The sequence below is a fragment of the Mycobacterium sp. PO1 genome, assembly GCF_017312405.1.
GTDB lineage: Bacteria > Actinomycetota > Actinomycetes > Mycobacteriales > Mycobacteriaceae > Mycobacterium.
This window is the reverse complement of the sequence record NZ_BLTG01000107.1, coordinates 1-26,427: the sequence shown is the minus strand read 5'-3', so window position 1 is coordinate 26,427 and position 26,427 is coordinate 1. Positions and strand designations below refer to the sequence as shown.

At 69.1% G+C, this 26,427-nt stretch carries 24 protein-coding genes; 16 read left to right on the top strand and 8 right to left on the bottom strand.

Features of this window, described 5'->3' with window-relative positions:
• Positions 1 to 9: 9 nt before the first annotated feature.
• Together J3476_RS25645 and J3476_RS25640 are read right to left on the bottom strand one after the other, a co-directional pair.
• Positions 10 to 921, bottom strand: a complete 912-nt coding sequence (locus J3476_RS25645) for an LpqN/LpqT family lipoprotein (RefSeq protein WP_286183759.1) — start codon at positions 919 to 921, stop codon at positions 10 to 12.
• A 1-nt stretch (position 922) separates the two neighbouring features.
• Entirely contained in the window at positions 923 to 2,965 is a 2,043-nt protein-coding gene (locus tag J3476_RS25640; protein WP_286183757.1) for a prolyl oligopeptidase family protein, read from the bottom strand.
• Between the two features lie 97 nt (positions 2,966 to 3,062).
• Between J3476_RS25640 and J3476_RS25635 the strand changes: the two genes are divergently transcribed.
• Entirely contained in the window at positions 3,063 to 4,118 is a 1,056-nt protein-coding gene (locus J3476_RS25635; protein WP_207069105.1) for a diguanylate cyclase, read from the top strand.
• A 124-nt stretch (positions 4,119 to 4,242) separates the two neighbouring features.
• Here the strand turns inward: J3476_RS25635 and J3476_RS25630 are convergent, their stop codons facing one another.
• Entirely contained in the window at positions 4,243 to 6,075 is a 1,833-nt protein-coding gene (locus J3476_RS25630; protein WP_207069104.1) for an NAD(P)/FAD-dependent oxidoreductase, read from the bottom strand.
• Between the two features lie 140 nt (positions 6,076 to 6,215).
• Between J3476_RS25630 and J3476_RS25625 the strand changes: the two genes are divergently transcribed.
• The 3 genes from J3476_RS25625 to J3476_RS25615 are packed head-to-tail and all read left to right on the top strand — an operon-like array spanning position 6,216 to position 9,417.
• Positions 6,216 to 7,268, top strand: coding sequence for a 2,3-butanediol dehydrogenase (locus J3476_RS25625; protein WP_207069103.1), 1,053 nt, complete (start codon positions 6,216 to 6,218; stop codon positions 7,266 to 7,268).
• Positions 7,269 to 7,270: 2 nt separating this feature from the next.
• On the top strand, positions 7,271 to 8,065 hold the full coding sequence (locus tag J3476_RS25620) for an acetoin reductase (protein ID WP_207069102.1): 795 nt from the start codon (positions 7,271 to 7,273) through the stop codon (positions 8,063 to 8,065).
• Positions 8,066 to 8,088: 23 nt separating this feature from the next.
• Positions 8,089 to 9,417 (top strand): helix-turn-helix domain-containing protein, encoded by a 1,329-nt coding sequence (locus J3476_RS25615; protein ID WP_207069101.1) that lies wholly within the window; start codon positions 8,089 to 8,091, stop codon positions 9,415 to 9,417.
• On the opposite strand, the gene J3476_RS25610 is transcribed toward J3476_RS25615, so the two are convergent.
• Positions 9,414 to 10,184: a DUF5134 domain-containing protein gene (locus tag J3476_RS25610; RefSeq protein WP_207069100.1), complete on the bottom strand. Its 771-nt coding sequence runs from the start codon at positions 10,182 to 10,184 to the stop codon at positions 9,414 to 9,416. The two genes, J3476_RS25615 and J3476_RS25610, sit on opposite strands and share 4 nt — an antisense overlap.
• 118 nt (positions 10,185 to 10,302) lie before the next feature.
• On the opposite strand from J3476_RS25610, the gene J3476_RS25605 reads away from it, so the two are divergent.
• The 9 genes from J3476_RS25605 (at position 10,303) to J3476_RS25565 (ending at position 18,641) form a co-directional block, all read left to right on the top strand.
• On the top strand, positions 10,303 to 10,791 hold the full coding sequence (locus tag J3476_RS25605) for a DUF779 domain-containing protein (RefSeq protein WP_207069099.1): 489 nt from the start codon (positions 10,303 to 10,305) through the stop codon (positions 10,789 to 10,791).
• 79 nt (positions 10,792 to 10,870) lie between these two features.
• Positions 10,871 to 12,469 carry an ABC transporter substrate-binding protein gene (locus J3476_RS25600; RefSeq protein WP_207069098.1) on the top strand — a complete coding sequence of 533 codons (1,599 nt, stop codon included), beginning with the start codon at positions 10,871 to 10,873 and terminating at the stop codon, positions 12,467 to 12,469.
• Positions 12,457 to 13,503 carry an ABC transporter permease gene (locus tag J3476_RS25595; RefSeq protein ID WP_373889118.1) on the top strand — a complete coding sequence of 349 codons (1,047 nt, stop codon included), beginning with the start codon at positions 12,457 to 12,459 and terminating at the stop codon, positions 13,501 to 13,503. The genes J3476_RS25600 and J3476_RS25595 overlap by 13 nt, the downstream gene beginning before the upstream one ends.
• A complete protein-coding gene (locus J3476_RS25590) occupies positions 13,500 to 14,330 on the top strand; it encodes an ABC transporter permease (protein ID WP_286183752.1) in 831 nt (276 codons plus the stop codon). The genes J3476_RS25595 and J3476_RS25590 overlap by 4 nt, the downstream gene beginning before the upstream one ends.
• The gene (locus J3476_RS25585; protein WP_286183750.1) at positions 14,327 to 15,097 is read left to right on the top strand and encodes an ATP-binding cassette domain-containing protein; all 771 of its coding nucleotides are present in this window, start codon (positions 14,327 to 14,329) and stop codon (positions 15,095 to 15,097) included. The genes J3476_RS25590 and J3476_RS25585 overlap by 4 nt, the downstream gene beginning before the upstream one ends.
• Entirely contained in the window at positions 15,094 to 15,774 is a 681-nt protein-coding gene (locus J3476_RS25580) for an ABC transporter ATP-binding protein (RefSeq protein WP_207069096.1), read from the top strand. The genes J3476_RS25585 and J3476_RS25580 overlap by 4 nt, the downstream gene beginning before the upstream one ends.
• Positions 15,775 to 15,779: 5 nt before the next feature.
• Complete coding sequence (gene lpdA / locus J3476_RS25575; protein WP_207069095.1) at positions 15,780 to 17,180, top strand: dihydrolipoyl dehydrogenase; 1,401 nt, start codon at positions 15,780 to 15,782, stop codon at positions 17,178 to 17,180.
• Positions 17,181 to 17,459 carry a hypothetical protein gene (locus tag J3476_RS25570; RefSeq protein ID WP_207069094.1) on the top strand — a complete coding sequence of 93 codons (279 nt, stop codon included), beginning with the start codon at positions 17,181 to 17,183 and terminating at the stop codon, positions 17,457 to 17,459. It begins immediately after the preceding gene.
• A gap of 96 nt (positions 17,460 to 17,555) precedes the next feature.
• The gene (locus tag J3476_RS25565) at positions 17,556 to 18,641 is read left to right on the top strand and encodes a diguanylate cyclase (RefSeq protein WP_207069093.1); all 1,086 of its coding nucleotides are present in this window, start codon (positions 17,556 to 17,558) and stop codon (positions 18,639 to 18,641) included.
• On the opposite strand, the gene J3476_RS25560 is transcribed toward J3476_RS25565, so the two are convergent.
• From J3476_RS25560 to ramB, 3 genes are read right to left on the bottom strand one after another with little or no spacing between them, the layout of a single operon-like run.
• Entirely contained in the window at positions 18,543 to 19,580 is a 1,038-nt protein-coding gene (locus J3476_RS25560; RefSeq protein ID WP_207069092.1) for an alpha/beta fold hydrolase, read from the bottom strand. The genes J3476_RS25565 and J3476_RS25560 overlap by 99 nt on opposite strands.
• Before the next feature lie 59 nt (positions 19,581 to 19,639).
• A complete protein-coding gene (locus tag J3476_RS25555) occupies positions 19,640 to 20,185 on the bottom strand; it encodes a carboxymuconolactone decarboxylase family protein (RefSeq protein ID WP_207069091.1) in 546 nt (181 codons plus the stop codon).
• On the bottom strand, positions 20,182 to 21,606 hold the full coding sequence (ramB, locus tag J3476_RS25550) for an acetate metabolism transcriptional regulator RamB (RefSeq protein WP_207069090.1): 1,425 nt from the start codon (positions 21,604 to 21,606) through the stop codon (positions 20,182 to 20,184). Before ramB ends, J3476_RS25555 begins: the two co-directional genes overlap by 4 nt.
• 159 nt (positions 21,607 to 21,765) lie before the next feature.
• Here ramB and J3476_RS25545 point away from each other — a divergent pair, with 159 nt between their 5' ends.
• The 3 genes from J3476_RS25545 (at position 21,766) to J3476_RS25535 (ending at position 25,160) form a co-directional block, all read left to right on the top strand.
• Positions 21,766 to 22,542, top strand: coding sequence for an acyl-[acyl-carrier-protein] thioesterase (locus J3476_RS25545; RefSeq protein WP_207069106.1), 777 nt, complete (start codon positions 21,766 to 21,768; stop codon positions 22,540 to 22,542).
• A gap of 234 nt (positions 22,543 to 22,776) precedes the next feature.
• Complete coding sequence (aceA, locus tag J3476_RS25540; RefSeq protein WP_207069089.1) at positions 22,777 to 24,063, top strand: isocitrate lyase; 1,287 nt, start codon at positions 22,777 to 22,779, stop codon at positions 24,061 to 24,063.
• 242 nt (positions 24,064 to 24,305) lie between these two features.
• Positions 24,306 to 25,160 carry a 3-hydroxybutyryl-CoA dehydrogenase gene (locus J3476_RS25535; RefSeq protein WP_207069088.1) on the top strand — a complete coding sequence of 285 codons (855 nt, stop codon included), beginning with the start codon at positions 24,306 to 24,308 and terminating at the stop codon, positions 25,158 to 25,160.
• Here the strand turns inward: J3476_RS25535 and J3476_RS25530 are convergent.
• Positions 25,154 to 26,029: an endonuclease domain-containing protein gene (locus tag J3476_RS25530; RefSeq protein WP_207069087.1), complete on the bottom strand. Its 876-nt coding sequence runs from the start codon at positions 26,027 to 26,029 to the stop codon at positions 25,154 to 25,156. The genes J3476_RS25535 and J3476_RS25530 overlap by 7 nt on opposite strands.
• Between the last annotated feature and the right edge of the window lie 398 nt (positions 26,030 to 26,427).

Here is a 26,427-nt window from a genome sequence, read left to right as displayed (position 1 = left end):
GGCCGGGCGTTACACCGCCGGCGGGTCGGGCTCACGCTGCGCCGCGTCCGCGGATCGGATCCGGCCGCCGAGCTTGATGTTCGGGGTGCGGAAGTACGCCCAGCCCGTCATCAGGATCGCCGCGGCGGCGACGAACGCGAGCGCGCTCTGCACGTCGGGCAGGCCGCCGAGGAACAGCAGCACGATGCCCACGCCTGTTCCCGTCCAGTAGATCCGCCGTTTGACCGAACGCCGGGGCAGTGTGGCGGCGTCCCATCCGGGTACCACGATCGCCAGCAGCAGCGCCAGCGCGCCCGCGCTCAGCAACACCGTCGAGGTCGTCNNGTCGACGATCTGCTGGGCGTCGCGGCGGAACTGTGGATCGTCGGGTTCGGTGGTCTGGATGGTCAGCGTCGCCAGCCACGTGGGATCGGATTCGGCGACCACCGCATGCATGATGACCGGTCGCTCCGGGGCCAGGCCCATTTTCGGAGCCGTGTACCGCGTTGTCTCCGAGGGGAACCCGCAGGTGGTGTTCGTCTCGACCGACAGGTCACTGGCACCCATGATTTCGACGAGGTTGTTCCGGTTCTGGTCGAAGATCTCGGTCGGCGTCTCGTTGGTGCCGCGCGCAGATTCGAGGGTGACCACGGCGTTCGTGGCGAACCCCCGGGTTCGGAATTTCTCGGCGACGATCGCGTACCGGATCACCCGGCTGTCCATCATCGAGTTGCGTTTCCAGCCGCTGGGGACCGGGATGCGCAACTGGGGCTCGCCCGCGTCGGTGGTGGGGATGTCGGCCAGCGGCGCGTCGACCGTCGCGCAGGCGTCCGCCCCGCCGGAGGCCGTGACGGCGGTTCCGGTGACGTCGCGGGTGCAGCCGCTGACCAGCAGCGCGGTGACGGTCCCCGCCGCCAGCAGAGCCCGGTAGGTGAAGGTCATGTCAGCTCCCGTCCAGTGTCCGCCAGAGGTACTCGTAGATCAGTGCCGCGCGGAAGGCGATCTGCGGGTTGTCGGCGGCACCGGCGTGGCCGCCTTCGACGTTCTCGTAGTAGGACACCTGATGGCCGGCGGCCTCCAGCGCCGCGGTCATCTTCCGGGCGTGTCCGGGGTGGACGCGGTCGTCGCGGGTGGAGGTGGTGATCAGCACCGGCGGGTAACGGCGCTCGGCGGAGATGTTCTGGTAGGGGGAGTATTTCGAGATGAACGCCCAGTCGTCCGGGTTGTCGGGGTCGCCGTACTCGGCCACCCAGGAGGCGCCGGCGAGCAGCAGGTGGAACCGGCGCATGTCGAGCAGCGGCACGCTGCACACCAACGCCCCGAACAGCTCCGGGTACTGGGTGAGCATGATGCCCATCAGCAGACCGCCGTTGCTGCCGCCCTGGGCGCCGAGTTGGGCGACGGTGGTGATGTTCCTGGCCACCAGATCCCGCGCCACCGCCGCGAAGTCCTCGGCCACCAGGTGACGGCCTTCCCGCATCGCCTGGGTGTGCCAGGTCGGGCCGTACTCGCCGCCGCCGCGGATGTTGGCCAGCACGTAGGTGCCGCCGCGGGACAGCCACAGCTTGCCCAGCACGCCGTCGTATCCCGGGGTGCGCGCCACCTCGAACCCGCCGTATCCGCCCAGCAGCGTGGGACCGGGGCCCTGTCGATGCCGGTGGCCCACAACGAAATACGGGACGGCGGTGCCGTCGTCGGAGGTCGCGAAGTGCTGCGTGACCTCCAGGTCGGCGGCGTCGAAGAACGACGGCGCCCGCTTGACCTCGGTCAGCGCGCCGCCTGCGGCCCCGTGCAGCAGCCGCGACGGCGTGTCGAAACCGCTGCAGTCCAGGAAGATCTCGTCGCCGTGCGGGTCGGCGGCCACGATGGAGGTGTTGGTGTTCTCCGGCAGACCCGACACGGCGTGCGAGTCCCAGGTGCCCGGGGTGAACACCTCGACCCGGCTGGCCACGTCGGCCAGGGTGACCACCACCAGCCGGTCCTGCGTCCAGGCGTAGTGGTGCAGGCAGGTGTGCGCGTCGGGAGCGAACACCACGTGCAGTCGCGCTGTGCCGGCGAGGAATTCGTCGTAGTCCGCGGCGAGCAGCGAACCGGCCCGGTACTCCTCGACACCGGTCTCGAGGCTGTAGTACCAGTCGGTGCGCAGCTCGACGAGCAGCCAGCCGCGGTGGATGGAGATGCTCGCGTCGGTGGGGGTGTCGATCCTGATCAGTTCGCCGCCGCGAAGCTCGTAGACCTCTTCGTTGAAGAAGTCGAGCGCCCGGCTGATGATGGTGCGCTCGAAGCCGGGCGTGCGGTCCACCGACGCCGCGACGATGACGTCGTCGGGGGACCCCGAGAACACCGTTTCGGCCTGCTCGAGCGGCTGGCCCCGCCGCCACCGCTTGACGATGCGCGGGTAGCCCGACGCGGTGAGCGACCCCTCGCCGAAGTCGGTGCCGACGAGCAGAGTGTCCTCGTCTGCCCAGGTGGTCTGTGACTTGGCCTCGTCCAGCTCGAAGCCGCCGTCGACGAACGTGCGGGTGGTCATGTCGAACTCCCGCACGACCGCGGCATCCGATCCGCCGGGCGACAGGCTGATCAGCGCGCGGTCGTGGTCGGGTTCGATGACGGTGGCCCCGGCCCACACCCAGTTCCGATCGTCGGTGCGCGCCAACTCGTCGACGTCGATGACGACGTCCCAGTCGGGCTTCTCGGTGCAGTAGCTGTCCAGCGTGGTCCGCCGCCAGAGGCCCCGCTGGTTGGTCGCGTCCCGCCAGAAGTTGTAGAGGTACTCGCCGCGGCGCCGCACGTACGGAATCCGGGTGTCGGTGTCGAGCACCTCCAACGCCTCGGCGCGCAGCTGTTCGAACCGGTCGCCGGTCAGTTCGGCGACCGTCGGCTCGTTGTGCTTGTGCACCCACGCCAGCGCATCGTCACCGGTGACGTCCTCGAGCCACAGGTACGGGTCGGTCGGGTCGTGGTCGTGCGGCGCGGTGTCGGTCACGCCCCCATTCTGCGCATCCGCTGCGGTCCTGTCCGAACCGGTCGCGCCAACGGGAGGTCCCGGTAGCATCACCACCGGTGAGCGTCGGGGGCTCGGAGTGATCCACATCCGCCGGTGGTGGCGGCAGCCGGACCGGTATGACTGGCTGTCGGAATACCTCGCGTCCCGCCGGTTGCTCGGGTTCTCGCGGGCGCTGATGGCCGTGGTCGTGGCGGTGCTCGCCGTCGCCGCGACGTTGATGCCGGTCAGCCCGGCCGGTGGGCAGGCGGTTGCCCTGGCAGCGGCGGCGTACTTCGCCGGTTTGGCCGTCTTCTATGCGGTGCGCTGGCCGAGCCGTGGGCAATCGGCGGTCTTCTCCCTCGTCGGCAGCGTGGCCATCGCCGTGGTGGCTCTCACCCCGGCAGACCCGCACGCGGGGCTGCTGACCTGCTGGGGGTTCGTCGGACTCGCCGCCTACGTGGCGTCCTTCCACAGCTCGCGGCTGCTGGTGCTCACGGTGGGCGTGGCGCTCGGCACCATGGTGGCGTGTGCGGTCCGCACCTGGTTGACCGGCGACCCGGCGTTGGGCGTGGCCACGCTGCTGTTGTCCAGCGGTGCCTTGATGACGGTGCCGTTCGGTGGGCAGATCCTGGTGCGGCTGCTGTGGAACGACGCGGTGTCGACAGACCCGATGACGAACCTGGCGAATCGACGGGGGTTCCGACGGTCGTCGCGCGCCCTCATCTCGCAGGCGGCGCGCCGCGGCGCGGTGTCGTTCAGCGTGGTGTTGATCGACCTCGACGCTTTCAAGCGTCTCAACGACACCCGGGGTCATGCCGTCGGGGACCAGGTGATCGTGGAGGTCGCCGCGCGGATCCGCGAGGTCAGCGGTCCGGGTGTGATCGCGGCCCGGATCGGCGGTGAAGAGTTCCTCGTCGCCCAGGCCACCCAGCCCCGCGAGGTCGAGCTGCTGGCGCGTCGGCTCTGCTCGGCCATCGCCGCCACCCGGTGGGGGGTCACCGCGAGCCTCGGCATCGCCGGGGTCACGGTGACGGACGCGGCCGGCGACATCGGCGCCCTCGTCGAGCGGGTGGTGGCCAACGCCGACATGGCGATGTACGAGGCGAAGCGCGCGGGCGGCAACCAGATCCGGCAGTCCACGGCCGCCGCGTAGCGCCTCGTCACCGTCCCCACCGCGCTGGAGGCGAGATCGACACGGGGGCTGTCATCGCCGCGGCATCGCCGACGAATCGCAACCCTCACGTCGATCTCGGCTCCAGCGTCTCGCGCGGGTCGGATCAGCTCAGGTGGTGCACCTCGGCCAGGCCGTAGACCGGGGTGGGGATGTTCTCGTAGCGGGCCTTGAGCTGCAGCGCCAGGTACAGCGAATAGTGCCGGGACTGGTGCAGGTTGCCGCCGTGGAACCACAGGTTGGGCTGCTGGGTCGGCTTCCACATGTTGCGCTGCTCGCCCTCCCACGGCCCCGGATCCTTGGGGGTGGCGCTGCCCAGGCCCCACACCTTGCCGACCCGGTCGGCGACGTCCTGGCCGATCAGATCGGCGGCCCAGCCGTTCATCGAGCCGTATCCGGTCGCATACACCACGACGTCGGCGGGCAGTTCGGTGCCGTCGGCCAGCACCACCGCGTTCTCGGTCAGGTGGTCGACCTGTCCGTGCGCGAGCTTGATCCGGCCGTCGGCGACCAGATCGCAGGCGCCGACGTCGATGTAGTAGCCCGAGCCGCGGCGCAGGTACTTCATGAACAGTCCCGAACCGTCTGCGCCCCAGTCGAGTTCGAAGCCCGCCGCCTCGAGACGGTCGTAGAACTCCTTGTCGCGTTCGCGCATCTGGTCATACAGCGGGATCTGGAACTCGTGCATGATCCGGTACGGCAGCGACGCGAACGTCAGGTCCGCCTTCTCGGTGGTCATGCCCGCCGCCAGCGCGCGTTCGGAGTACAGGTCGCCGAGCCCGATGTCCATCAGCGTGTCCGATTTGACGATGTGGGTCGACGAGCGCTGCACCATCGTCACGTCGACGCCGTTCTCGTAGAGGGCCTTGCAGATGTCGTGAGCCGAGTTGTTGGAACCGATCACCACCGCCTTGCGGCCGACGTAGGCGTCCGGTCCGGGATGGGCCGACGAATGGTGCTGGTCACCGCGGAAGACGTCCTGACCCGGCAACGTGGGGATGTTCGGCTTGCCCGACATTCCGGTCGCCAGCACCAGTTGGGTGGGGTGCAGGGTCAGTTTCTCGCCGTCGCGGTCCACCTCGACCGTCCACCGGTTGGCTTCTTCGTCGAACGAGGCCGATGTGCAGGTGGTCTTCGACCAGTACGGCACCTCCATGACGCGGGTGTAGAACTCCAGCCAGTCGCCGATCTTGTCCTTCGGGGCGAACACCGGCCAGTTGGCCGGGAACGGCAGATAGGGCAGGTGGTCGTACCACACCGGGTCATGCAGGCACAGTGACTTGTACCGCTTGCGCCACTGGTCACCGGGCCGCTCGTGCTTGTCGACGACGATGGCCGGCACGCCGAGCTGGCGCAGCCGCGCCCCCAGCGCGATGCCGCCCTGGCCACCGCCGATCACCAGAGCGTAGGGCTGGATGCTGCGGCCCAGCTCGGCCTCCTCCTCGGCGCGTTTCTCCGCCCACGACCGAGGGTCGGGATCGTCGCCGTGCACCGCGCCGAGCACCCGGCTCGGGCCCTTGGGCTCCTCGTGGCCCTTGAGCTCCTGCAGCGCGGTGAGCAGCGTCCATGCCCGGGGCACCCCGTCCTCGTCCTTGAGTCGCAGGTGCCCGACCCCACGGCCGACGGCGGTCTCGAACTCGATGAACGCCGTGGTCACGCCCTCGTCCTCGGTGGGGGTCTCCCGGGTGCGGAAGCCGGACGGGTCGGTGCCGGCAAGCCGTGTGGTGAGCATGTCGGTGATCTGCTCGCGGCCCTCCATCGTCTTGAGGTTCCAGGTGAACGACACCAGGTCACGCCAGAAGCTGTCGACGGCGAACATGCCGGCGACCCGGTCGATGTCGCGTACGGCGAGGGCGGCCTCGAAGTCGGCCAGCCAGGCGTCGACACGCTGGGCGGGAGTCACATCGGGAGCGGTCTGCGGATCGAGAGTGGAAGTCATGTGAGCCAGGACACACCGCTGGATCGGCGGCGGGCAAGAGTTGCGAAGCGTTGCACGCTGCCCGTGCAACCCTCGAGACTGCCGGTGCAACCCCTCGCAACTCTTTCGCGCTGTGTCGCCCGTCACATACAACTGCGGGCATGAAAGCAGCTGTCTACTACGGACCGAACAAGCTCGAGATCGACGACGTGCCCGAGCCCGAGCCCAGGCCGGGCACCGTCAAGCTGCGGGTCGGCTACAACGGCATCTGCGGCACCGACCTGCACGAGTACTACGCCGGGCCGATCTTCGTGCCCACCGAACCGCACCCGCTGACCGGGGCGCAGCTGCCGCTGACCATGGGCCACGAGTTCTCCGGCACCATCACGGCCGTCGGCGACGGCGTGACCGGGTGGAGCGAGGGCGACCGGGTCGCGGTCGAGCCGGTGTACCGGTGCGGAACCTGCGCACCGTGCCGGGCCGGCAACTACAACGTGTGCGCGCAGATCGGGTTCCACGGACTGATGTCCGACGGCGGCATGGCCGAGTTCAGCATCGTGCCGACCGAGATGCTGCACCGGCTGCCCGACAGCGTCGGGCTGGAACTCGGCGCGCTCGTCGAGCCGATGTCGGTGGCCTACCACGCCGCAACACTAGGTGACGTCTCTGCCGGCGACACCGCCATGGTGTTCGGTGCCGGACCCATCGGGATCGGCCTGTGGTTCGCACTGCGCGGCAAGGGTCTCGAGGACGTCTTCGTCGTCGAACCGTCACCGACGCGCCGTGCCGCGATCGAGGCGCTCGGCGCCACGACACTGGATCCGGGCAGTGCAGACGTGCCCGCCTTCATCGCCGAGCACACCCGGGGCGCCGGAGCGGACGCCGTGTTCGACGCCGCCGGGGTGACCCCGGCGGTGGCCACCGCGCTGGCCTGTGTCGGTTCCCGCAAGCCGATGGTCAGCGTCGCCATCTACGAGAAACCCTTGGAGACACCGCTGTTGAACCTGGTCATGAACGAGTCCCGGATCCAGGGCTCGCTGTGCTACACCGGCGCCGACTTCGAGGCGGTGATCGCGCTGATGGCCGAGGGCGCCTATGACACCACCGGGTGGGTGACCCGCATTCCGCTCGACGACGTGATCGACGAGGGGTTCGAGGCGCTGCACGCCGGCACGAAGATGAAGGTTCTGGTCGACCCGAACGAAGGGAAATAGTCATGGCTCTCGACGGCAGGGTTGCGTTGGTGACCGGTGCGGCACGCGGTATCGGCCGAGGTATCGCGCTACGGCTTGCTCGCGACGGTGCGGCGGTGGCGCTGGTGGACACCCGCGCCGACGGCATCGAACACGTCGCCGGTGAGATCGCCGAGATCGGCAGCAAGGCAACGACGTTCGTTGCCGACGTCAGTGACCGCGGGCAGGTGTTCGCCGCGGTGGACCACGCTGCCGCCGCCCTGGGCGGTTTCGACATCATGGTCAACAACGCCGGTATCGCACTGGTCGGGCCGGTCGGTGAGGTGACGCCCGAGGAGGCGAACCGGGTCTGGGCGATCAACGTCAACGGGGTGCTGTGGGGCATCCAGGCCGCGGTGGCCAAGTTCAAAGAGCTGGACAACCAGCAACAGGGAAAGATCAGCAAGATCATCAACGCCTCGTCGATCGCCGGCCACGACGGGTTCGGCATGCTCGGGGTGTACAGCGCGTCGAAGTTCGCGGTGCGCGCGCTGACCCAGGCCGCCGCCAAGGAGCACGCCGCCGACGGCATCACCGTCAACGCCTACTGCCCGGGCGTGGTGGGCACCGACATGTGGGTCGAGATCGACAAGCGGTTCGCCGACCTGACCGGTGCCGCCGAAGGCGAGACCTACGACAAGTTCGTCGGCGGCATCGCGCTGGGCCGCGCCGAGACCCCCGAGGACGTCGCCGGCTTCGTGTCTTATCTGGCCGGACCCGACGCCGACTACATGACCGGGCAGGCCGGTCTGATCGACGGCGGTCTGGTCTACCGCTGAGATGGAGAGCACACTGGGTGACGATGCCCAGCTATGGAGGCAGTCCGCCCGTGCCTGAGCCCGCGGTCGCCGTCGGAGAGGATCCGCGCAGTTATGCGCGGCTGATGTCGGCGGTCTACGACGCGACGATGGCCGGTCACCGGGCCCCCGCGCGGCCGCGGGACGTCATCGGGCAGAGCTGGCAGCGGATGATGGCGCGCGGGATGCACGAGCGGGTCGCCGACGAGCACGCCGAGCCGGTCGTCGAGGCCGGCGCGCTGGAGACGTTGCGCCGGTCCTCCGGGCTGCTCGAGGTGCTCGGCGAGATCTCGCACGGGCTGGAGTCCCTGGTCGCCGACGGCGAGAACATCCTCGTCGTCGCCGACGCGCAGGGCCGGGTGCTGTGGCGCAGCGGCTCGCCGTCGGTGCTGCACAACGCCGACCGGCTGGGTTTCGTCGAGGGCGCCAACTGGGGCGAGGGTGCGGTCGGCACCAACGCGATCGGCACGGCGCTGGTCTCCCAGCGTGCGGTGCAGGTGTTCTCCGCAGAGCACTTCCTGCGCAGCCACCATGCGTGGACGTGCGCGGGGGCACCGATCCGCGACCCTCGTACCGGACACGTGCTGGGTGTCGTCGACGTCTCCGGTCCCGCCGCGACCGTGCACCCGACGACCATCGCGCTGGTCGACGCCGTGGCGCGGCTGGCCGAATCGCACCTGCGCGCCGAGCACGACCGCACGTTGAACCGGCTGCGCGCGCTGGCCGCACCGATCCTCGCCCGCTTGGACGCCCCCGCGCTGGCCGTCGACACCGAGGGCTGGGTGGCCGCCGTCGACGCGATGCCGTTGCACAACCGGATCCTGCTGCCCGAGCACCTCGGGCCCGGCAGGGTGTGGCTGGCGACGCTGGGCATGTGTGCCGTCGAGCCGCTGCCGGGCGGCTGGCTGGTGCGGCTGGCGGGTGACTCGGGGATCGGTGACGAGGACGGTCCCGCCCTGTCGCGGGTGACCGTGGATCTCAGCAACCCGGACCGGCCGTCGCTGTGCCTGGCCGGCGAGTTCGGCTCCTGGCGACACGACCTGTCGCTGCGGCACGCCGAGATCCTCTGTGTGCTGGCCGATTCGCCCCAGGGCCGGACCGCTCCCCAGCTGGCCGACGATCTGTACGGCGACCGTTCCCGGGTGGTCACCGTGCGGGTGGAGATGTCGCGGCTGCGCAAGCAGTTCGCCGGACTGCTCGCCGCCCAGCCCTACCGCTTCGCGGGCACGGTCGAGCTGGACGTGCGCTATCCGACCGATCGGCGGCTGCTGTTGCCGCCGTCGACAGCCCCGGCGATCCGGGCCCTGCGGGATGCGACCGAAGCCGGGACCTAGAAGGCGAACACCGTGAAGAATGGCAGGATCGGCACCAGCAGACCGGTGCTCATCCAGAACATGCCGAAGTTCATCGCGACGTCGCACGAGGCGGCGAGCCGGTGCGCCGTGCTCCCGACCGCGCGGAGCTCGTGGCAACCTCGCTCGGGTCCGGCCGGCGTGAGCACAGCCACCCCGGCGCCGGTGGTTGCCTGCTCGAGCTCGGCCACGCGCGGGCGGGTGAGCTCGCGGATCGCGATGACGCCGGCGGCCAGCAGATAGGTCATCAACGGCACACCGATCAGCGCGAACACCCACATCGCCGTCCCCGGTTGCGCGCCGGGGCCCGTGGCGCCGTGACTCATGCCGCCGTGACCCATGCCCTGGTGACTCATGACCTGGTGCCCCGCGGAGTGCTGCGCTTTCACCGCCATCGCGGCCAGATGCCAGGTCATCGCGGCGAACATGGTCGCGTGCCCGCAGAAGTGCAGACCGGCGCGACGGTCGGCGGCCCGGAAGCCGTCCACCGCCAGCCAGCCGAACCACGCCGTCCCCACGGCGAACGCCGCCACCAGTGCCGAGGTGGGCACGAGCGCCGTGAGCGCCACCCAGGTCGGTCTGGCCACCATCAGCAGCATCACCACCGCCATCGTGAGATGGGCGGCATTGGAGATGCGCTGCCGGGCGTCCTGTCGGCGGGTCAGCTCGTAGGTACACCACACGGTGCACCAGGCGAACAGCGCGAGCAGGGCCACGAACTTGACCGGCGTATCGGCGAGCGTGAACATTTTTCCTCCCGGTATCCCTGTGTCATTGGTCGCGGCGGGGCACGGTTCGGTTCCGCGCCTATCCGAAAGGTGGGCAAGGTCGCGGCGCGCATCGGCGGGCGGGGCCACAATGGAGGACATGGACGCACCGAACCGGGCACTGGTGACCGAGGCCGCGGCCGAACTGCTGCGCACCCTGCAGGACAGGCATGGAGCGTTGATGTTCCACCAGTCCGGCGGCTGCTGCGACGGCTCGTCGCCGATGTGCTACCCGAACGGCGATTTCGTGGTGGGGGACCGCGACGTGCTGCTGGGAGTCCTCGATGTCGGGGACGGGGTGCCGGTGTGGATCTCCGGTCCGCAGTTCGAGGCGTGGAAGCACACACAACTGGTGATCGACGTGGTGCCGGGTCGCGGCGGCGGGTTCAGCCTGGAGGCCCCTGAGGGAATGCGATTCCTGTCCCGGGGACGGGCATTCACCGACGACGAGAACCGGGCCCTCGACCAGTCCCCCCCGGTGACCGGCGCGGACTACGAGCGCGGTGTGCGTCCGCAGAGCCACGGCACCCGAGTGGTGTCGGAGGGGGATGCCGAGTTCGACGCGGTGTGTCCGTTGCCGCAGGGCTAGGGCGTACTGCGGCCAGGCGCGCCGCCCGTCCCGGTGGGATCAGCCTCTGGCTGGGGTCTCGTCAGCACATCAACTCCTCATGTGTTCAGATAGACATGTGAAATCGACCGTGAGGGGTGCTCTGGCGGCGACCGCGGTGCTGGCGGCGGCGGGCTGCGCCGCGCCGACATCGAACGACGCCGACGACACGCAGATCGTGCTCGCGGAGGGCTACGAACTGGGCGGCTACAATCCCGTCAACGGGTACGCCGAATCGGGCGTGTCGCCCATCTACGAGGGCCTCTACCGTCCCAGTGCCACCGCCGACGATGTGGTGCCCGACCTGGCTCCGGCGCTGGCGCAGGGCGCGCCCGAGCCGGCCGGGCCCAACCGGTGGCGGATTCCGCTGCGCGCGGGAGTGCAGTTCTCCGACGGAACTGCGTTCGACTCCGCCGACGTGGTGGCGACCTACGCCGCAGTGGCCGACCCGGCGGTGGCCTCGGAGATCGCCACGGCCGTCGCTCCGATCGTGTCCGTGGTACCGGACGGCCCGGAGGCGGTGACCGTCGAGTTGGCGACCGCGGCTGATCCGCGGCCCTACCTGCTGCTGGGGATCCTGCCGTCGGAGCGTGTCGAGTCGGCGCCCGCCGGGGACTGGGCGGTCAACACCGAACCGGTGGGTACCGGCCCCTACCGGTTGGACAGCCTGCGGCCCGACCAGGCGGTGCTGGTGGCGAGGGAGGACTACTGGGGTACCCCGGCGCAGGTGGACAGGCTGGTCTACACCTACACCCCCGACGACAACAGCCGGGCGCAGAGCATGGCCTCGGGTGCGGTCGACGGCACCAATCTTCCACCGCGGCTGATCGACTCGCTCAACGCCGACGACGTCGCGACGGTCGCGGTGAACTCGGCGGACTGGCGCGGCATCGCACTGCCCGCAGGTAACCCGTTCACCGCCGAGGTGCAGACCCGGCTGGCGATGAACCTCGGGGTCGACCGGGACGCCATCGTGCGCGATGTCCTGCGTGGATACGGAAGGCAGGCCAGCACGCCCGTCGCCGAAGCCTACGGCGCCGCATACAACCCCGATGCGCAGTACGCCTTCGACGCCGACGAGGCCAGCAGCATGCTCGACGCTGCCGGCTGGCGCGTGAGCTCGGACGGAATACGCGAAAAGGACGGTGCCCGAGCGTCGTTCGAGCTGCTGTACAACGCCCAGGACACGTTGCGTCGCGATCTGGCGGTCGCCTTTGCGGCAGCGATGAAGCCTCTGGGCATCGACGTACGCCCCCGCGGCACCAGCTGGGACGAAATCGATACGCGGTTCGGCGATTCCGCAGTCGTGCTGGGCGGCGGAGCCAAGCCGTACAGCATCGACTCCCAGGTCTATGACACCCTGCACACCCGGGTGCCGGACTCCTCGCCGTACTCGAATCCGGGCAACTTCACCGCCGCGGGTCTGGACGGCATGCTCGAGCGCGCCGCCCAGTTGCCACCCGGCCCCGAGAAAGACGATGTCTATCAACGGATTCAAGCCACGTATGCGGCCGAGCCCTCACAGGTGTTCCTGGTGTTCCTCGACCACACCTACGCCTACCGCGACCTCGGCTGGAACCAGAGTGCGTCGATCATGGAACCGCATTCGCACGGGGTGACGTGGGGGCCGTGGTGGAACCTCGCCGCGTGGACGCGCTGAGCACGCCGGCCACGCTCGACCGTCCGGCCGTCGAGTCCGTCGGCTGGACTCCGCGTAGCCGCGGGCGGGCCGCCGTCCGCCTGCTGGCGGTCCGGACCGCCGTGGCGGTGCCGCTGACTGTCGCCATCTCGGCCGCGATGTTCGCCGTCGCGTCACTGTCCCCGCTCGACCCGCTGGCCGCCTATCTCGGGGCCAACTACCAGTTCGCCACCGAATCCCAGCGTGCGGCGATGCGCATCGCCTACGACACCGAGATGCCCTGGTATCAGGCGTGGTGGCAGTGGATCGGGGGTCTGCTGCGCGGGGACCTGGGATGGTCGTCGACCCAGTCGCAGCCGGTGAGCACGGTGCTGGCCGAGCGGATGCCCTTCACGCTCGGCCTCTCGGGCGCGGCGCTGCTCACAGCCACCGTGGTGGCCCTCCTGCTGGGGTGTGTGGCCGGCATGCGCCGTGGCGGAATCCTCGACCGGGTGTGCACGGGCCTGTCCGTGGCACTGGCCGCCGTGCCGCCGTTCGTGGTGTCGCTGATGCTGGTGATGGTGGTGTCGGTGGGCCTGCGCTGGCTTCCGGTGTCCGGCGCGGCCGCGCCGGGCGCGGGCTACACCCCTGCGGGCGTACTGCAGCACGCGATACTGCCGTGGCTTGCGCTGAGCGTGTCGATGGTTCCGTGGCTGCTGCTGACCACCCGTGCGGCCGTCATCGAAAGTGTCGACTCCGACGCGGTCCGCGGCGCCCGCTCCCGCGGTGTGCACGGCTGGGCGCTGTTGCGCGGCCACATCGCGCCGGTCTCGGTGCTGCCGACCCTGGCACTGCTGGGCACCCGACTGCCCGAACTGATCGCCGGCGCCGCGATCGTCGAAACCGTGTTCGGCTGGCCCGGGATGGCCGCGGTCCTCGTCGAATCAGCTGCGGCTCTTGACTTTCCGCTGCTGGCTGCGCTGACCGTGGGTGCGGCGGCAGCCGTGCTGGCCGGATCGGCACTGTCGGACGCGGCCGCGGTGGCCATCGACCCGCGGATCGCGATGGTCGCATGAGCGCCTCGACCGCCCTGTCCCCGCTGCGGATGCCGCGCTGGCCGTGGCTGTTGCTCGGCACGATCGTGATTGCGGCGGTGGGCATTCCGCTGCTCGCCGGCGAGCAGGTCGCCGATTTCGGTGCCGCGCTGCAACCTCCCGGTGCCGGCCACCTCGCCGGAACGGATCACTCCGGGTACGACCTGCTGGTGCGCACCGCCGAGGGGCTGCGGGTGTCGCTGCTGATCGCGATGGTGTGTGCCCTCGCGGCCACGGCGTTGGGGCTGGCCATCGGCGTCGGCGCCGCGCTCGTGGGCGGCTGGGTCGACGCGGTGGTGATGCGTCTGGTGGACGGCTTCAACGCGCTGCCGCATCTGGTGGTGGGCATCGTGATCGCCGCGATGTGGCGAGGTGCCCCGCTGGCGATCGTGGCGTCCATCGCGCTGACCCACTGGCCGGCCGTCGCCCGCGTGGTCCGCGCGGAGCTGCTCGCCGTCGCCGAGGCGGGCTGGGTCGAGACTGCGCAGTTGGCCGGTGCGTCGCCGGGATTCATCGCCCGCCGGCACCTGATCCCGGCGGTGACCGGTCAGGCGCTGGTCGCGATGATCGTGCTGCTTCCCCACGCAGTGTGGCACGAGTCGACGCTGTCTTTCCTCGGCGTTGGGCTCTCGCCCGACCGGGCCAGCCTCGGCACGCTGCTCAGTGAGGCCCGCGGCGACATTCTGTCCGGCGCCTGGTGGACGCTGGCCGTGCCGGCCGCGGCGCTGATCGCGACGGCACTGACGTTCGCGGCAGTGGGCACGCTGGCCCGGCGCCGTCATCAGCCACCTGTGGGGCGGGTGTGGTGAGGGCCGTCGTCGCGAGTCTGCGCGGCTTCAGCGCCGACATCGCGGTGCGCCGGGGCCGCGGCACCGACTCGGTGGCCGTGCTCGACCGCGTCGACCTCACGGTGCGCGCCGGCTGCGTCACCGCTCTGATCGGCGAATCCGGTTGCGGCAAATCGATGGTCGCCGCCGCCCTGGCCGGTCTGATGCCTCCGGGGTCGCGGGTGCGCGGCACGGTGCGGGTCGGCGAGACCGACATGGACGCGCGGGACGAGAAGAGCTGGCGCGCACTGCGCGGACACCGCATCGGCCTGGTGCCGCAGTCCGCGGCGACGTCGTTCACCCCGGTGCGCACCGTCGGTTCTCAACTCGCCGAGATCTGCGCTCGCCTGGGCGCCGACCGCAACCCCGAGCAGTTGTGCGCGGCCGTGGCACTGCCGGCCGCCGTGGTCGACCGCTATCCCGGGGAACTGTCCGGGGGCATGGCCCAACGCGTCGCGCTCGCCGCCGCGCTGGCAGGGCGCCCGGCCCTGCTGCTGGCCGACGAACCGACTTCGGCGCTCGACCCGGGCAACGCCGAGCTGGTGTGGCACCTCCTCGGGCAGGCCTGCGCCGAGGGTGCCGGGGTACTGGTCATCACCCACGACATGCCGTCGCTGCTGCGCGCGCAGAAGTGCGACGACGTCGCGGTCATGGCGCGCGGCCGCGTGCTCGACCAGCTGCCCCTCGACGCCGCCCTGGCCAGCACCGACCCGTACCTGCGGGCCTTGCTGAACGCGGTGCCGGCATGACCGGTGACCTGTACGCCACCGGCCTCACCGTCAGATTCGGTGGGCGGACGGTGCTCGACAGCGTGGACCTGACCGCGCCGGCCGGCGCCATCACGGGTGTGACGGGTGCGTCGGGCAGCGGCAAGACCACGCTGCTGCGCGTGCTGGCCGGGCTGCAGAGGCCGCACGCCGGAGAGATCCGCTACGGGGCTGCGTCCGCGAGCGGCGCGTCGAATCCTGCGTCCGCGAGCGGTGCGTCTGGGCCGCGCCGCGGTTCCGTCGCGCTTTTGGCCCAGCACCCGCGGCTGGTCTGCAACCCGCGCTGGACGCTGCGCCAGATCATCGACGAACCGCTGGCCATCCGTGCGGGCCGCGGCTTCCGCTCGTCGGCCGAGCAGACCGCCGCCCGTGTCGGCCTCGACACCGCGCTGCTGGAGCGCTATCCCGGCCAGGTCAGTGACGGGCAGCTGCAACGAGCCTGCCTGGGGCGCGTGCTGACCCAGGGCGACGGCGGGCCGTTGCTGGTGCTGTGCGACGAACCGACGGCAATGCTCGATCCCATCGCGACGGGCTCGGTGGTGTCTCTGCTTCGCGACATGGCGGGCACCGGGTCGACCGTCGTGCTCGTCAGCCACGACCCTGTGCTGATCGACGCCCTCACCGAGAGCGCGCTCGCCTTGCCGACCCCGTTAGGGTGAGAACCGTGACCCACTATGACGTCGTCGTTCTCGGAGCCGGTCCCGGCGGGTACGTCGCGGCCATCCGCGCCGCCCAGCTCGGGCTCAACACCGCCATCATCGAACCCAAGTACTGGGGCGGTGTGTGTCTGAATGTCGGGTGCATCCCGTCCAAGGCGTTGCTGCGCAACGCCGAGCTCGCGCACATCTTCACCAAGGAGGCCAAGACCTTCGGCATCAGTGGGGAGGCCAGCTTCGACTACGGCGTGGCCTTCGACCGCAGCCGCAAGGTCGCCGACGGCCGGGTGGCCGGCGTGCACTTCCTGATGAAGAAGAACAAGATCACCGAGATCCAGGGCTACGGCAAGTTCAAAGACGACCACACCATCGTCGTCGATCTCAACGAAGGCGAGACCGAGGAAGTCACCTTCGACAACGCCATCATCGCCACGGGCGCGCACACCAAGCTGGTGCCGGGCACCGAGCTGTCGGAGAACGTGGTCACGTACGAAGAGCAGATCATGGAGCGCGAGCTGCCCGGCTCGATCGTCATCGCCGGCGCCGGCGCGATCGGCATGGAGTTCGGCTACGTCATGAAGAACTACGGCGTGGACGTCACGATCGTCGAGTTCCTGCCGCGCGCACTGCCCAACGAGGACGCCGAGATCTCCAAGGAGATCGAGAAGCAGTTCAAGAAGCTCGGCGTGAAGATCATGACCGGCACCAAGGTGGAATCGATCAGGGACGAGGGGGCCGACGGTTCCGTCACCGTCACCGTGAGCAAGGACGGCAAGTCCACCGAAATCAAGACCGACAAGGTGATGCAGGCCATCGGCTTCGTCCCGAACGTCGAGGGCTTCGACCTGGACAAGGCCGGCGTCGAACTGACCGAGCGCGGCGGCATCGCCATCGACGACTACATGCGCACCAACAAGCCGCACATCTATGCCATCGGCGACGTCACCGGCAAACTGCAGCTCGCCCACGTCGCCGAGGCCATGGGCGTCGTCGCGGCCGAGACCATCGGCGGCGCCGAGACACTCGCGCTGGGTGACTACCGGATGATGCCGCGCGCCACGTTCTGCCAGCCCCAGGTGGCCAGTTTCGGGCTCACCGAGGAGCAGGCCCGCGAGGAGGGCTACGACGTCAAGGTCGCCAAGTTCCCCTTCACCGCCAACGGCAAGGCCCACGGCATGGGCGATCCCAGCGGCTTCGTCAAGCTGATCGCCGACGCCAAGTACGGCGAACTGATCGGCGGTCACCTGATCGGTCACGACGTGTCCGAGTTGCTGCCGGAGCTGACGCTGGCGCAGAAGTGGGACCTGACGTCCAACGAGCTGGCCCGCAACGTGCACACGCACCCGACCATGTCCGAGGCGCTGCAGGAGTGCTTCCACGGCTTGGCCGGCCACATGATCAACTTCTAATTGAGGGCGATCTGGATAGCCGGCATCGGCGGGCTGGCCATCGGTCACATTTTGTGGCTGGCGGGTATCTCGGCGGCGGTCGCGACCAACGACGTCGCTCAGTGGGTGCTGGTGGTGGCGGGGGTGTCGCTGGCGGTCGGCGTGCTGTCGGGACTGCTGGGCTGGCGGGCGTTTCGCGGCAAGACCCGCACGGGCGAGATCTGGGCGGCGTTTCTGTGGGGCCTGCCGATCTCACCGGTGTTGTTCTCGCTCATCGTGCTCGGCGTGACCTACCTGTAGCGCCGCCGGCGACGTAGCTGGCGATCGCTGAATTCAGCTATGACGTGGATCGACGTTTCCCCACGGTATTCACTGGCACATTCCTAGACTGATCCGGTGGGGGAGAGCGCCGATCCTGGTCTGCTGCGGCAGTGGTGGCAGCAGCGCGACGACTACCAGTGGCGTATCGACTTCCTGCGCAGCCGTGGGCTGCTGACCCCGCTGCGCTATGTCATCGCCGGCATCGGTGCGGTGATGGGCATCCTCGCGGCGATCAACGTCGTGGTCCCGCCCGGGGCCGACGGTGCGCTGTTCCGGATCGGCTGGGCCGTGACGGCGGTCGGCTCACTGGCCTGGGCAGTGCGCTGGATGCTGCTGCGCTGGCCGTCGGCGCGCGAGTCGGCGGTGCTGGTGATCTACGTCGACATGATCATGACGCTGTCGACGGTGTTGTTCGGCGACGCCAACCTGGCGATGTCGGGTATCCCGATCCTGCTGTGCGCCGGCGGGTATGTCGTGTTCTTCCACGGCCCGCGGCTGCACCTCGTGCACATCGGCTGGTGCCTGCTCTCGGTCGGGGCCATCGCGGTCTGGCTGGCTGCCAGCATGCCGGAGCACGGCCTGCAGGTGGCGGTGTCGCGGGCGGTCATCGCGCTGCTGGTGACCGTGTGCATCCTGCCTGCGCTGCAGTTCGGTTTCTGGTTGCTGCAGGACAGCTCCATGCAGTCGCTGACCGATCCGCTGACCGAGCTGACCAACCGGCGCGGCCTGACGGTGTCGATGAAACGACTCGATGCGCGCGTGGACGGAGACACGGACCTGTGCGCGTTCCTGATCGACGTCGACGGATTCAAGGTCGTCAACGACACGCACGGCCATGCCGTCGGCGACGAGGTGCTGATCCGCACCGCGCGCCGGATTCGCGACAGCGTGCGCAGCGACGCCGTGGTGGTGCGGTGGGGCGGCGAGGAATTCCTCGTCGTCGACCGGATCCCGGCGGCTCAGGCGGCCGGGGTCGCCGAACGTATCCGGACGGCGGTCTCGGCACCGGCGCGGCCGGTCGTCACAGCCAGCATCGGCCTGGCGACCTGCACCCGGCCCGGGTCAGACCTTGCTGAGGTGATCACCGCCGCCGACGTGGCCATGTACCAGGCCAAGGCCCGCGGCGGGGACCGGGTCGCCATCGCCGCCGACCTCTGTTGACCCGCTCAGGTGCCGGTGCACGAAGGCGAGGACGTCGTCGGCCTTGGCGAACCCGCCGAGGTGGCTCTCGTCGGGCATCAGTAGCAGTTCGACGTTCGGCAGATGCTCCGCGGCCGCCTGGGCGTCGGCCAGTCCGATGATGGAGTCGGCGTCCCCGTGCCACCACTGCACGGGCACCGCGACGTCGGCCAGCCGGAATCCCCAGTCGCGGCCGAACAACCGGGCGTCGTCGAGCAGGGCCTGGAACCGGCCGTTGGCGACGTGGACGATGTCGTCGATGAACATCGCCTCGATGTCCGGGTTCGCGAACACCTGCTTGTCGCCGTCGGGCATCGCCGACGCCAACCCCTTGTAGGCCAGGTGTGCCAGCGGGATGACCGGCGTCAGCAGGGACGCGGTGGCGGTGGCGAAAGGCCTGCGCATCACCGACATCAACGGCGCGAACCGGCGGGCCAGCGCGATGGCTCCGCTGCAGGTCGCATCGGGTCCGACCGACGGTGTGACGCCACCGAGCACGGCGACGGCGGCGACGCGGTCGCGCAGCGCCGGCATGCCCGCACACGCCAGCGCATACGGCCCGCCACCGGACAGGCCGACCACGCCGAGCTTCTCGGCACCCAGCACATCCGCGACGTGGGCCATGTCGGCGGCCCAGTCGCCGATGCGCTCGTAGCGATGCGGATCGCTCAGCCCGGAGCCGGCGCGTTCGAGGAGGACCACCCGCAGGCCGAGCCGTTCGGCCGCGCGGCGGCCGACGATCGGGAGCTGTCGGCGTCCGCCGGGCGTGCCGTGGAACCACAACACCAGCGGTCCCGACGGGTCGCCGAACTCGGCGTAACCGAGGCGGCGTCCGCTGGGAAGGAAGAACGTGCCCTCGGCGCGGGGCGGCTCACAGCGGGGAACGCCGGGCGGGTGCCGCCACGGGTTGGCGACGGTCACCACTTCGTCGGCGCTGACGTGACGCGGATCATGTACGGATGGTAGCGCTGGGCGGGTGCTCAGTCCGGGAAGTCGAGGGGGACCTGCAGTGTCGTGATCGTCGCGGCCAGGCCGTCGTACTGGGCGGCCAGCATGCAGAATTCGATGAGCTGGGCGCGGGTGTAATGGCCGGCCAGCGCCCGCCAGGTCTGCGCGGACACCGAGCGGGTGACGACGAACTCGTCGGTCGCGGTGATCAGCACCCGCTCGCGCTCGGTCAGGCCCTCGGCGTCGGGTCCCTCGAAGATCTTGGCCTGGAAGGCTTTGTCGAGGCCGCGGCTGCGGGCCAGGCGGCGGTGTTGCTGCAGTTCGTACTCGCAGTCGCGCAGGTGGCCGACGCGCAGGATCACGGTCTCGGCGTCGCGGCGTGACAGCTTGCCGGCGTAGAGCAGGTAGGCCGACAGCGGCAGCCACACCGGGAACAGCAGACGGTGCTGGCCCAGCACGTTCATCAGGCTGAACCGGGGTCGGCGGATGCCTCGGGCGCCGACCTTGGCGATGACCCAGTTGACCGGACCGAGTTCTTTGAAGCCGCCCGGCGGGATGCCGGCCGGTGACGGGCTCATGACGGCTTCACCAGGTACGGCGACACCGTCGAGCGGTGCTCGTCGATGTCGAGTGCGCGGCCGAGAGCGGGGAACGCGCGTTGCGGGCAGTCGTCGCGTTCGCACACCCGGCAGCCCGCACCGATCGGGGTCGCGTTCTCACCGCTCAGGTTCAAGCCCTCCGAGTAGACCAGCCGCTGGGCATGGCGCAGCTCGCAGCCGAGGCCGATCGCGAACGTCTTGCCGGGCTGACCATAGCGCGACGCGCGCCGCTCCACGGTGCGCGCCACCCACATGTAACTGCGCCCGTCGGGCATCTCGGCGATCTGCACCAGGATCTTGCCCGGGTTGGCGAACGTCTCGTAGACGTTCCACAGCGGGCACGTTCCGCCGCTGGAGGAAAAATGAAAGCCGGTGGCGGACTGACGTTTCGACATGTTGCCCGCCCGATCCACGCGGACGAAGGAGAACGGCACGCCGCGCATGGACGGCCGCTGAAGCGTGGACAGCCGGTGGCAGATGGTCTCGTAACTGATCGAGTAGAAGGCCGACAGGCGCTCGATGTCGTAACGGAAGTTCTCGGCGACCTCGTGGAACTGGGCATACGGCAGCACCGTGGCCGCGGCGAAGTAGTTCGCCAGCCCCTTGCGGGCCAGTTTGCGGGCCTCCTCGCCGGTGAACTTCCCTTCCTCGACGAGCCGGTCGATCAGGCCGCCGTACTCCAGATAGGCCAGTTCGGCGGCCAGCCGCGTCACCGTCTGCCCTGCCGACAGGTGGGCGCTGACCTGCAGCCGTTTGGACATCGGGTCATAGCGATGCAGCACGCCCTCGCCGAGGTCGATGCGACGGATGATCGTCACCCCGTGCACGATGCGCAGCCTGTCGGCCAGGTCGCTGACCAGATCGCCGCGGTTGATCCGCATCCCGGTGGTGAGCTCCTCGGCGGCGGTGTCGAGATCGTGCAGGTAGTTCTGCCGCTCGTAGAAGTAGTCGCGCACCTCCTCGTGCGGCATCGAGATGGAGCCCGACCCGGAGCCGGACCCGGTGTCGTTGAAGCGGTCCTCGGTCGCGGCGGCCAGCCGGGTGGTGGTGAGCTGGTAGCGCCGGTGCAGGTTCACCATCGCCTTGGCCAGCGCGGGGTGCGCGGCGACCATGTCGGCGACCTCGGCAGGCTCGACGTCGGCGTCGAGGTCACGGTCGAGCAGCACCTCGCGCAGCTCGGCGATCAGGCGGGTGTCGTCCTGGGAGGCGAAGAACGTCGCATCGACGCCGAACACCTCGGTGATCCGCAGCAGTACGGCCACCGTCAGCGGCCGCACGTCGTGCTCGATCTGGTTGAGGTAGCTGGGCGAGATGTCGAGCATCTGCGCCAGCGCCGCCTGGCTGAATCCGCGTTCGCTGCGGAGCTGCCGGACCCTGGCGCCGACGAACGTTTTGGGCACGTCAACCACCATAACAACGGTGCAAAGGAAATATTTGCAGTGTTGGCAAATGGTCGGGGTGTGGCAGTATCGGGATCCGTGAGTACCACCGGGGATTCGGCTGTCCCGCCTGCGTCGACCGGACCGTCGTCGAAGCCGGCCGCCGGCTTGGCCAAGGTGATGATGCCGGTGCCGGATCCGCACCCCGACGTCTTCGACCAGAACTGGCCCCTGCGGGTCGCCGACATCGACCGCACCGGCCGGCTGCGGTTCGACGCCGCGACCCGGCACATTCAGGACGTCGGCCAAGACCACCTGCGCCAGCTCGGTTTCGAGGAGACCCATCCGCTGTGGATCGTGCGGCGCACCATGATCGACCTCATCCGGCCGATCGAGTTCCAGGACACGTTGCGGCTGCGGCGGTGGTGTTCCGGGACGTCGAACCGCTGGTGTGAGATGCGGGTGCGCATCGACGGCCGCCGCGGCGGGCTCATGGAGTCAGAGGCGTTCTGGATCAACATCAACCGGGACACCCAGGGGCCGGCGCGCATCGCCGACGATTTCATCGAGGGCCTGCGCCGGACCACGACCGAGACGCGACTGCGCTGGAAGGCGTATCTGAGGGCGGGCAGCCGGGAGGACGCCAGCGAGATCCGCGAATACCCGGTGCGGGTCGCCGACATCGACCTGTTCGACCACATGAACAATTCCGTCTACTGGTCGGTGATCGAGGACCATCTCTTCGGCGCCCCGGAGCTGCTTCGCGGCCCGATCCGGGTCACCATCGAACACGATGCGCCGGTCGCGCTCGGCGACAAGTTGGAGATCCTCACCCACGTCTATCCGCCCGGCTCGACCGGTCAGTTCGGTCCCGCCCTGGCCGATCGCACTGTTACAACGCTCACATATGCGGTCGGCGACGAGACGAAAGCGATCGCCTCGATCTTCCCGCTCTGATTCGGCGCGTTTAACAGTACGGGCGTACTGACCTGCACAGATGTGTTACCGGGCGGTAACTACTGAACCGGTTCAGTCCAAGATCGACTTTGCAAACTTTGCAAGTTAACCGACCGCGTTGGCGAAAGTTGGCAATCAAAACAAGTGGACCTGCGGTTATGGCTTGATGCATCCTCGAGTTAGCACACCAGTGAAGAAGCTGGAGCGTTAACAACCGCATGAAGGAGCCACCTGATGTCGACTGTGGGCACCCCGAAGTCCCCCGAACAGATCCAGCACGACTGGGACCACAACCCGCGCTGGAAGGGCGTCAGCCGCACCTACTCGCCGGCTGATGTCGTCGCTCTGCAGGGGCATGTTGTCGAAGAGAACACCCTGGCCCGCCGCGGCGCCGAGGTGCTGTGGGAGCAGCTGCACGACATGGACTTCGTCAACGCGCTCGGCGCGCTGACCGGCAACATGGCCGTGCAGCAGGTGCGTGCCGGCCTGAAGGCCATCTACCTGTCGGGCTGGCAGGTCGCCGGTGACGCCAACCTGTCCGGACACACCTACCCCGACCAGAGCCTCTACCCGGCCAACTCGGTGCCGCAGGTGGTGCGCCGCATCAACAACGCGCTGATGCGTGCCGACCAGATCGCCAAGGTCGAGGGCGACCGCTCGGTGGAGAACTGGCTCGCCCCGATCGTCGCCGACGGTGAGGCCGGCTTCGGCGGCGCGCTCAACGTCTACGAGCTGCAGAAGGCCATGATCGCCGCCGGTGTCGCCGGCTCGCACTGGGAGGACCAGCTGGCCTCGGAGAAGAAGTGCGGCCACCTCGGTGGCAAGGTGCTCATCCCGACCCAGCAGCACATCCGCACCCTGACCTCGGCCCGCCTCGCGGCCGATGTCGCCGACGTCCCGACCGTGGTCATCGCGCGCACCGACGCCGAGGCCGCCACGCTCATCACCTCCGACGTCGACGAGCGTGACCAGCCGTTCATCACCGGTGAGCGCACCGCCGAGGGCTTCTACCGGGTGAAGAACGGTCTCGAGCCGTGCATCGCCCGCGCCAAGGCCTACGCGCCGTACTCCGATCTGATCTGGATGGAGACCGGCACCCCGGACCTGGAGCTGGCCAAGAAGTTCGCCGAGGGCGTCAAGAGCGAGTTCCCGGACCAGATGCTGGCCTACAACTGCTCGCCGTCGTTCAACTGGCGCAAGCACCTCGACGACGCGACCATCGCGAAGTTCCAGAAGGAACTCGGCGCCATGGGCTTCAAGTTCCAGTTCATCACGCTGGCCGGCTTCCACGCGCTGAACTACTCGATGTTCGACCTGGCCTACGGGTACGCCCGCGAGCAGATGAAGGCCTACGTCGACCTGCAGGAGCGCGAGTTCGCTGCCGAGGAGCGCGGTTACACCGCCACCAAGCACCAGCGCGAGGTGGGCGCCGGCTACTTCGACCGCATCGCCACCACGGTGGACCCGACGTCGTCGACCACCGCGCTGGCCGGTTCGACCGAAGAGGGCCAATTCCACTGACGAAGGAAGTGGAACCGGTGCTGTAGCCACTGACGAAGGAAGTGGAACCGGTGCTGTAGCCACTGACGAAGGAAGTGGAACCGGTGCTGTAGCCACTGAGCTGATCCATCAGCACCGCGAGCGCGCGGGTCTGTACCGCGCCACGCGTAGCGCGGACACGATTCGCGCGCTCGCCGGAGTTGACAGCGCAGACCCCGCTCAGAAATCTTGAGCGGGGTCTGACGCTATCGGAAAGAAGGCAGATGAGTATCGAACGAGTCGGTGTCGTGGGCGCCGGGCAGATGGGCGGCGGCATCGCCGAGGTGTGTGCAAAGGCCGGCGCGCAGGTGCTGGTGTACGAACCCTCCGAGGAATTGGTCGACGCCGGACGCACGCGCATCACCGCGTCGCTGGAGCGGGCCAAGGCCAAAGGCAAGCTCGCAGCCGACGACTTCGAGGTGGCAATGGCGCGGCTGAGCTACACCACCGAGCTCGCCGACATGGCCGACCGCCAGCTCGTCATCGAGGCCATCGTCGAGAACGAAGCCGTCAAGGCCAAGGTCTTCGCCCAGCTCGACGAGGTCGTCACCGATCCCGAGGCGGTCCTGGCGTCGAACACCTCCAGCATCCCGATCATGAAAATTGCTGCGGCAACCAAGAATCCGAGCCGCGTGCTGGGGCTGCACTTCTTCAACCCGGTGCCGGTGCTGCCGCTCGTCGAGGTGATCGACACCCTCGTCACCGCCCCCGAAGCCGTCGCCAACGTGGAGAAGTTCGCCGGCGACGCCCTGGGCAAGAAGGTCGTGCGCTGCGGCGACCGTTCGGGTTTCATCGTCAACGCGCTGCTGGTGCCCTACCTCCTTTCGGCGATCCGGATGGCCGAGGCCGGCGTGGCCAGCGTCGAGGACATCGACACCGCGGTGGTCGCCGGTCTGTCGCATCCGATGGGACCGCTGAAGCTGTCCGATCTGATCGGGCTGGACACGATGAAGCTGATCGCCGACTCGATGTACGACGAGTACAAGGATCCGCACTATGCGCCGCCGCCGCTGCTGCTGCGCATGGTCGAGGCCGGCCAACTCGGCAAGAAGTCCGGCAAGGGGTTCTACACCTACTGAGACACTGGGAGCTTCCGGATCAACCGGCGCCGTCTCAGTGCGTCGTCGACCCGGGCGCAGATACCTTCCGGCTCGGAGCGCAGTTGACGCGAGCTGACTCGGATGATCAGCCAGCCCCTCGCGGCCAGAAACTCCAGCCGGGTGATGTCCGCGGCGTGAGCGTCGGGGTCGGTCCAGTGGTGGCCGCCGTCGTACTCGACTCCGACCAGGTGTTGCGGCCAACCCATGTCTATGCGGCGAACAACTCTGCCGTGCTGGTCGGTCACCGCGATCTGAGTGACAGGGCGCGGAAAACCGTTGCGAATCAGCAACAACCGCAGAAGGGTTTCCTGGGGTGATTCGGCGCCGCCGTCGACGAGGTCGAGGGTGGACCGCAGGAGTCGGTGACCGCGCGCCCTGGGATAGCGCGCGGCCAGCGCCTTGACTTCGGCCGGGGTGCACCGGGTCGCGTTGAGCAAGCTGTCGATGCGGATCACTGCGGCATCACCGCGGGTTCGCCTGCCGATGTCGTAGGCGGTTCGGATGGGCGTGGTCGTGTCGATGCTCTCGACCAGGCACAGCTCGTCGTCGGCGATGCTGCCCCGGTGTACGACGATCCCGGGAGCGAATGCCGCGCGGACGCGCGCGAGTTCGGCAGGCTCGTCCGTGGGCAACCACTTGGCACCCAGCAGTGCTGCGGCCGACAGCCCTGCGACGGTGGCCTCGCGGCGGGACCAGAGCCAGGCTGCGCGTGCCCGGTCAGCTGCGGTCAATGTCATGTCGACCGGCGCGTAGACGTTGTGGTGCAGCTTGACGTACGACGTCCGCAGGACCTGGCGGGTCAACCTGCCGGCAGCCAGTGCCTCGCTGGCGACGACGAGGTCCTCCACACCATGTCGGACGCGGCGGCGGGGCTGACGGTTCCCGGGAGTACGGATTGTGATGGAAATCGGCTGATTTTCGTCAGGAACCGTACGTTCGCGAGACGGGGACAGCGCGGGCGGCACGGGGACGACGCGCTCGGCGCGGGCGACATGGGGGACGCGGGGCAACGCCGGGCAGCGCGGGGGAGTGCGGACGTGCGACTCCGCGGGAGTACGGATTGTGATGGAAATCGGCTGATTTTCGTCAGAAACCGTACGCTCGCGAGACGGGGACAGCGCGGGCGACGGGGCAACGCCGGGCAGCGCGGGGGAGTGCGGACGTGCGACTCCGCGGGAGTACGGATTGTGATGGAAATCGGCTGTTTTCCGTCAGAAACCGTACGCTCGCGAGACGGGGACAGCGC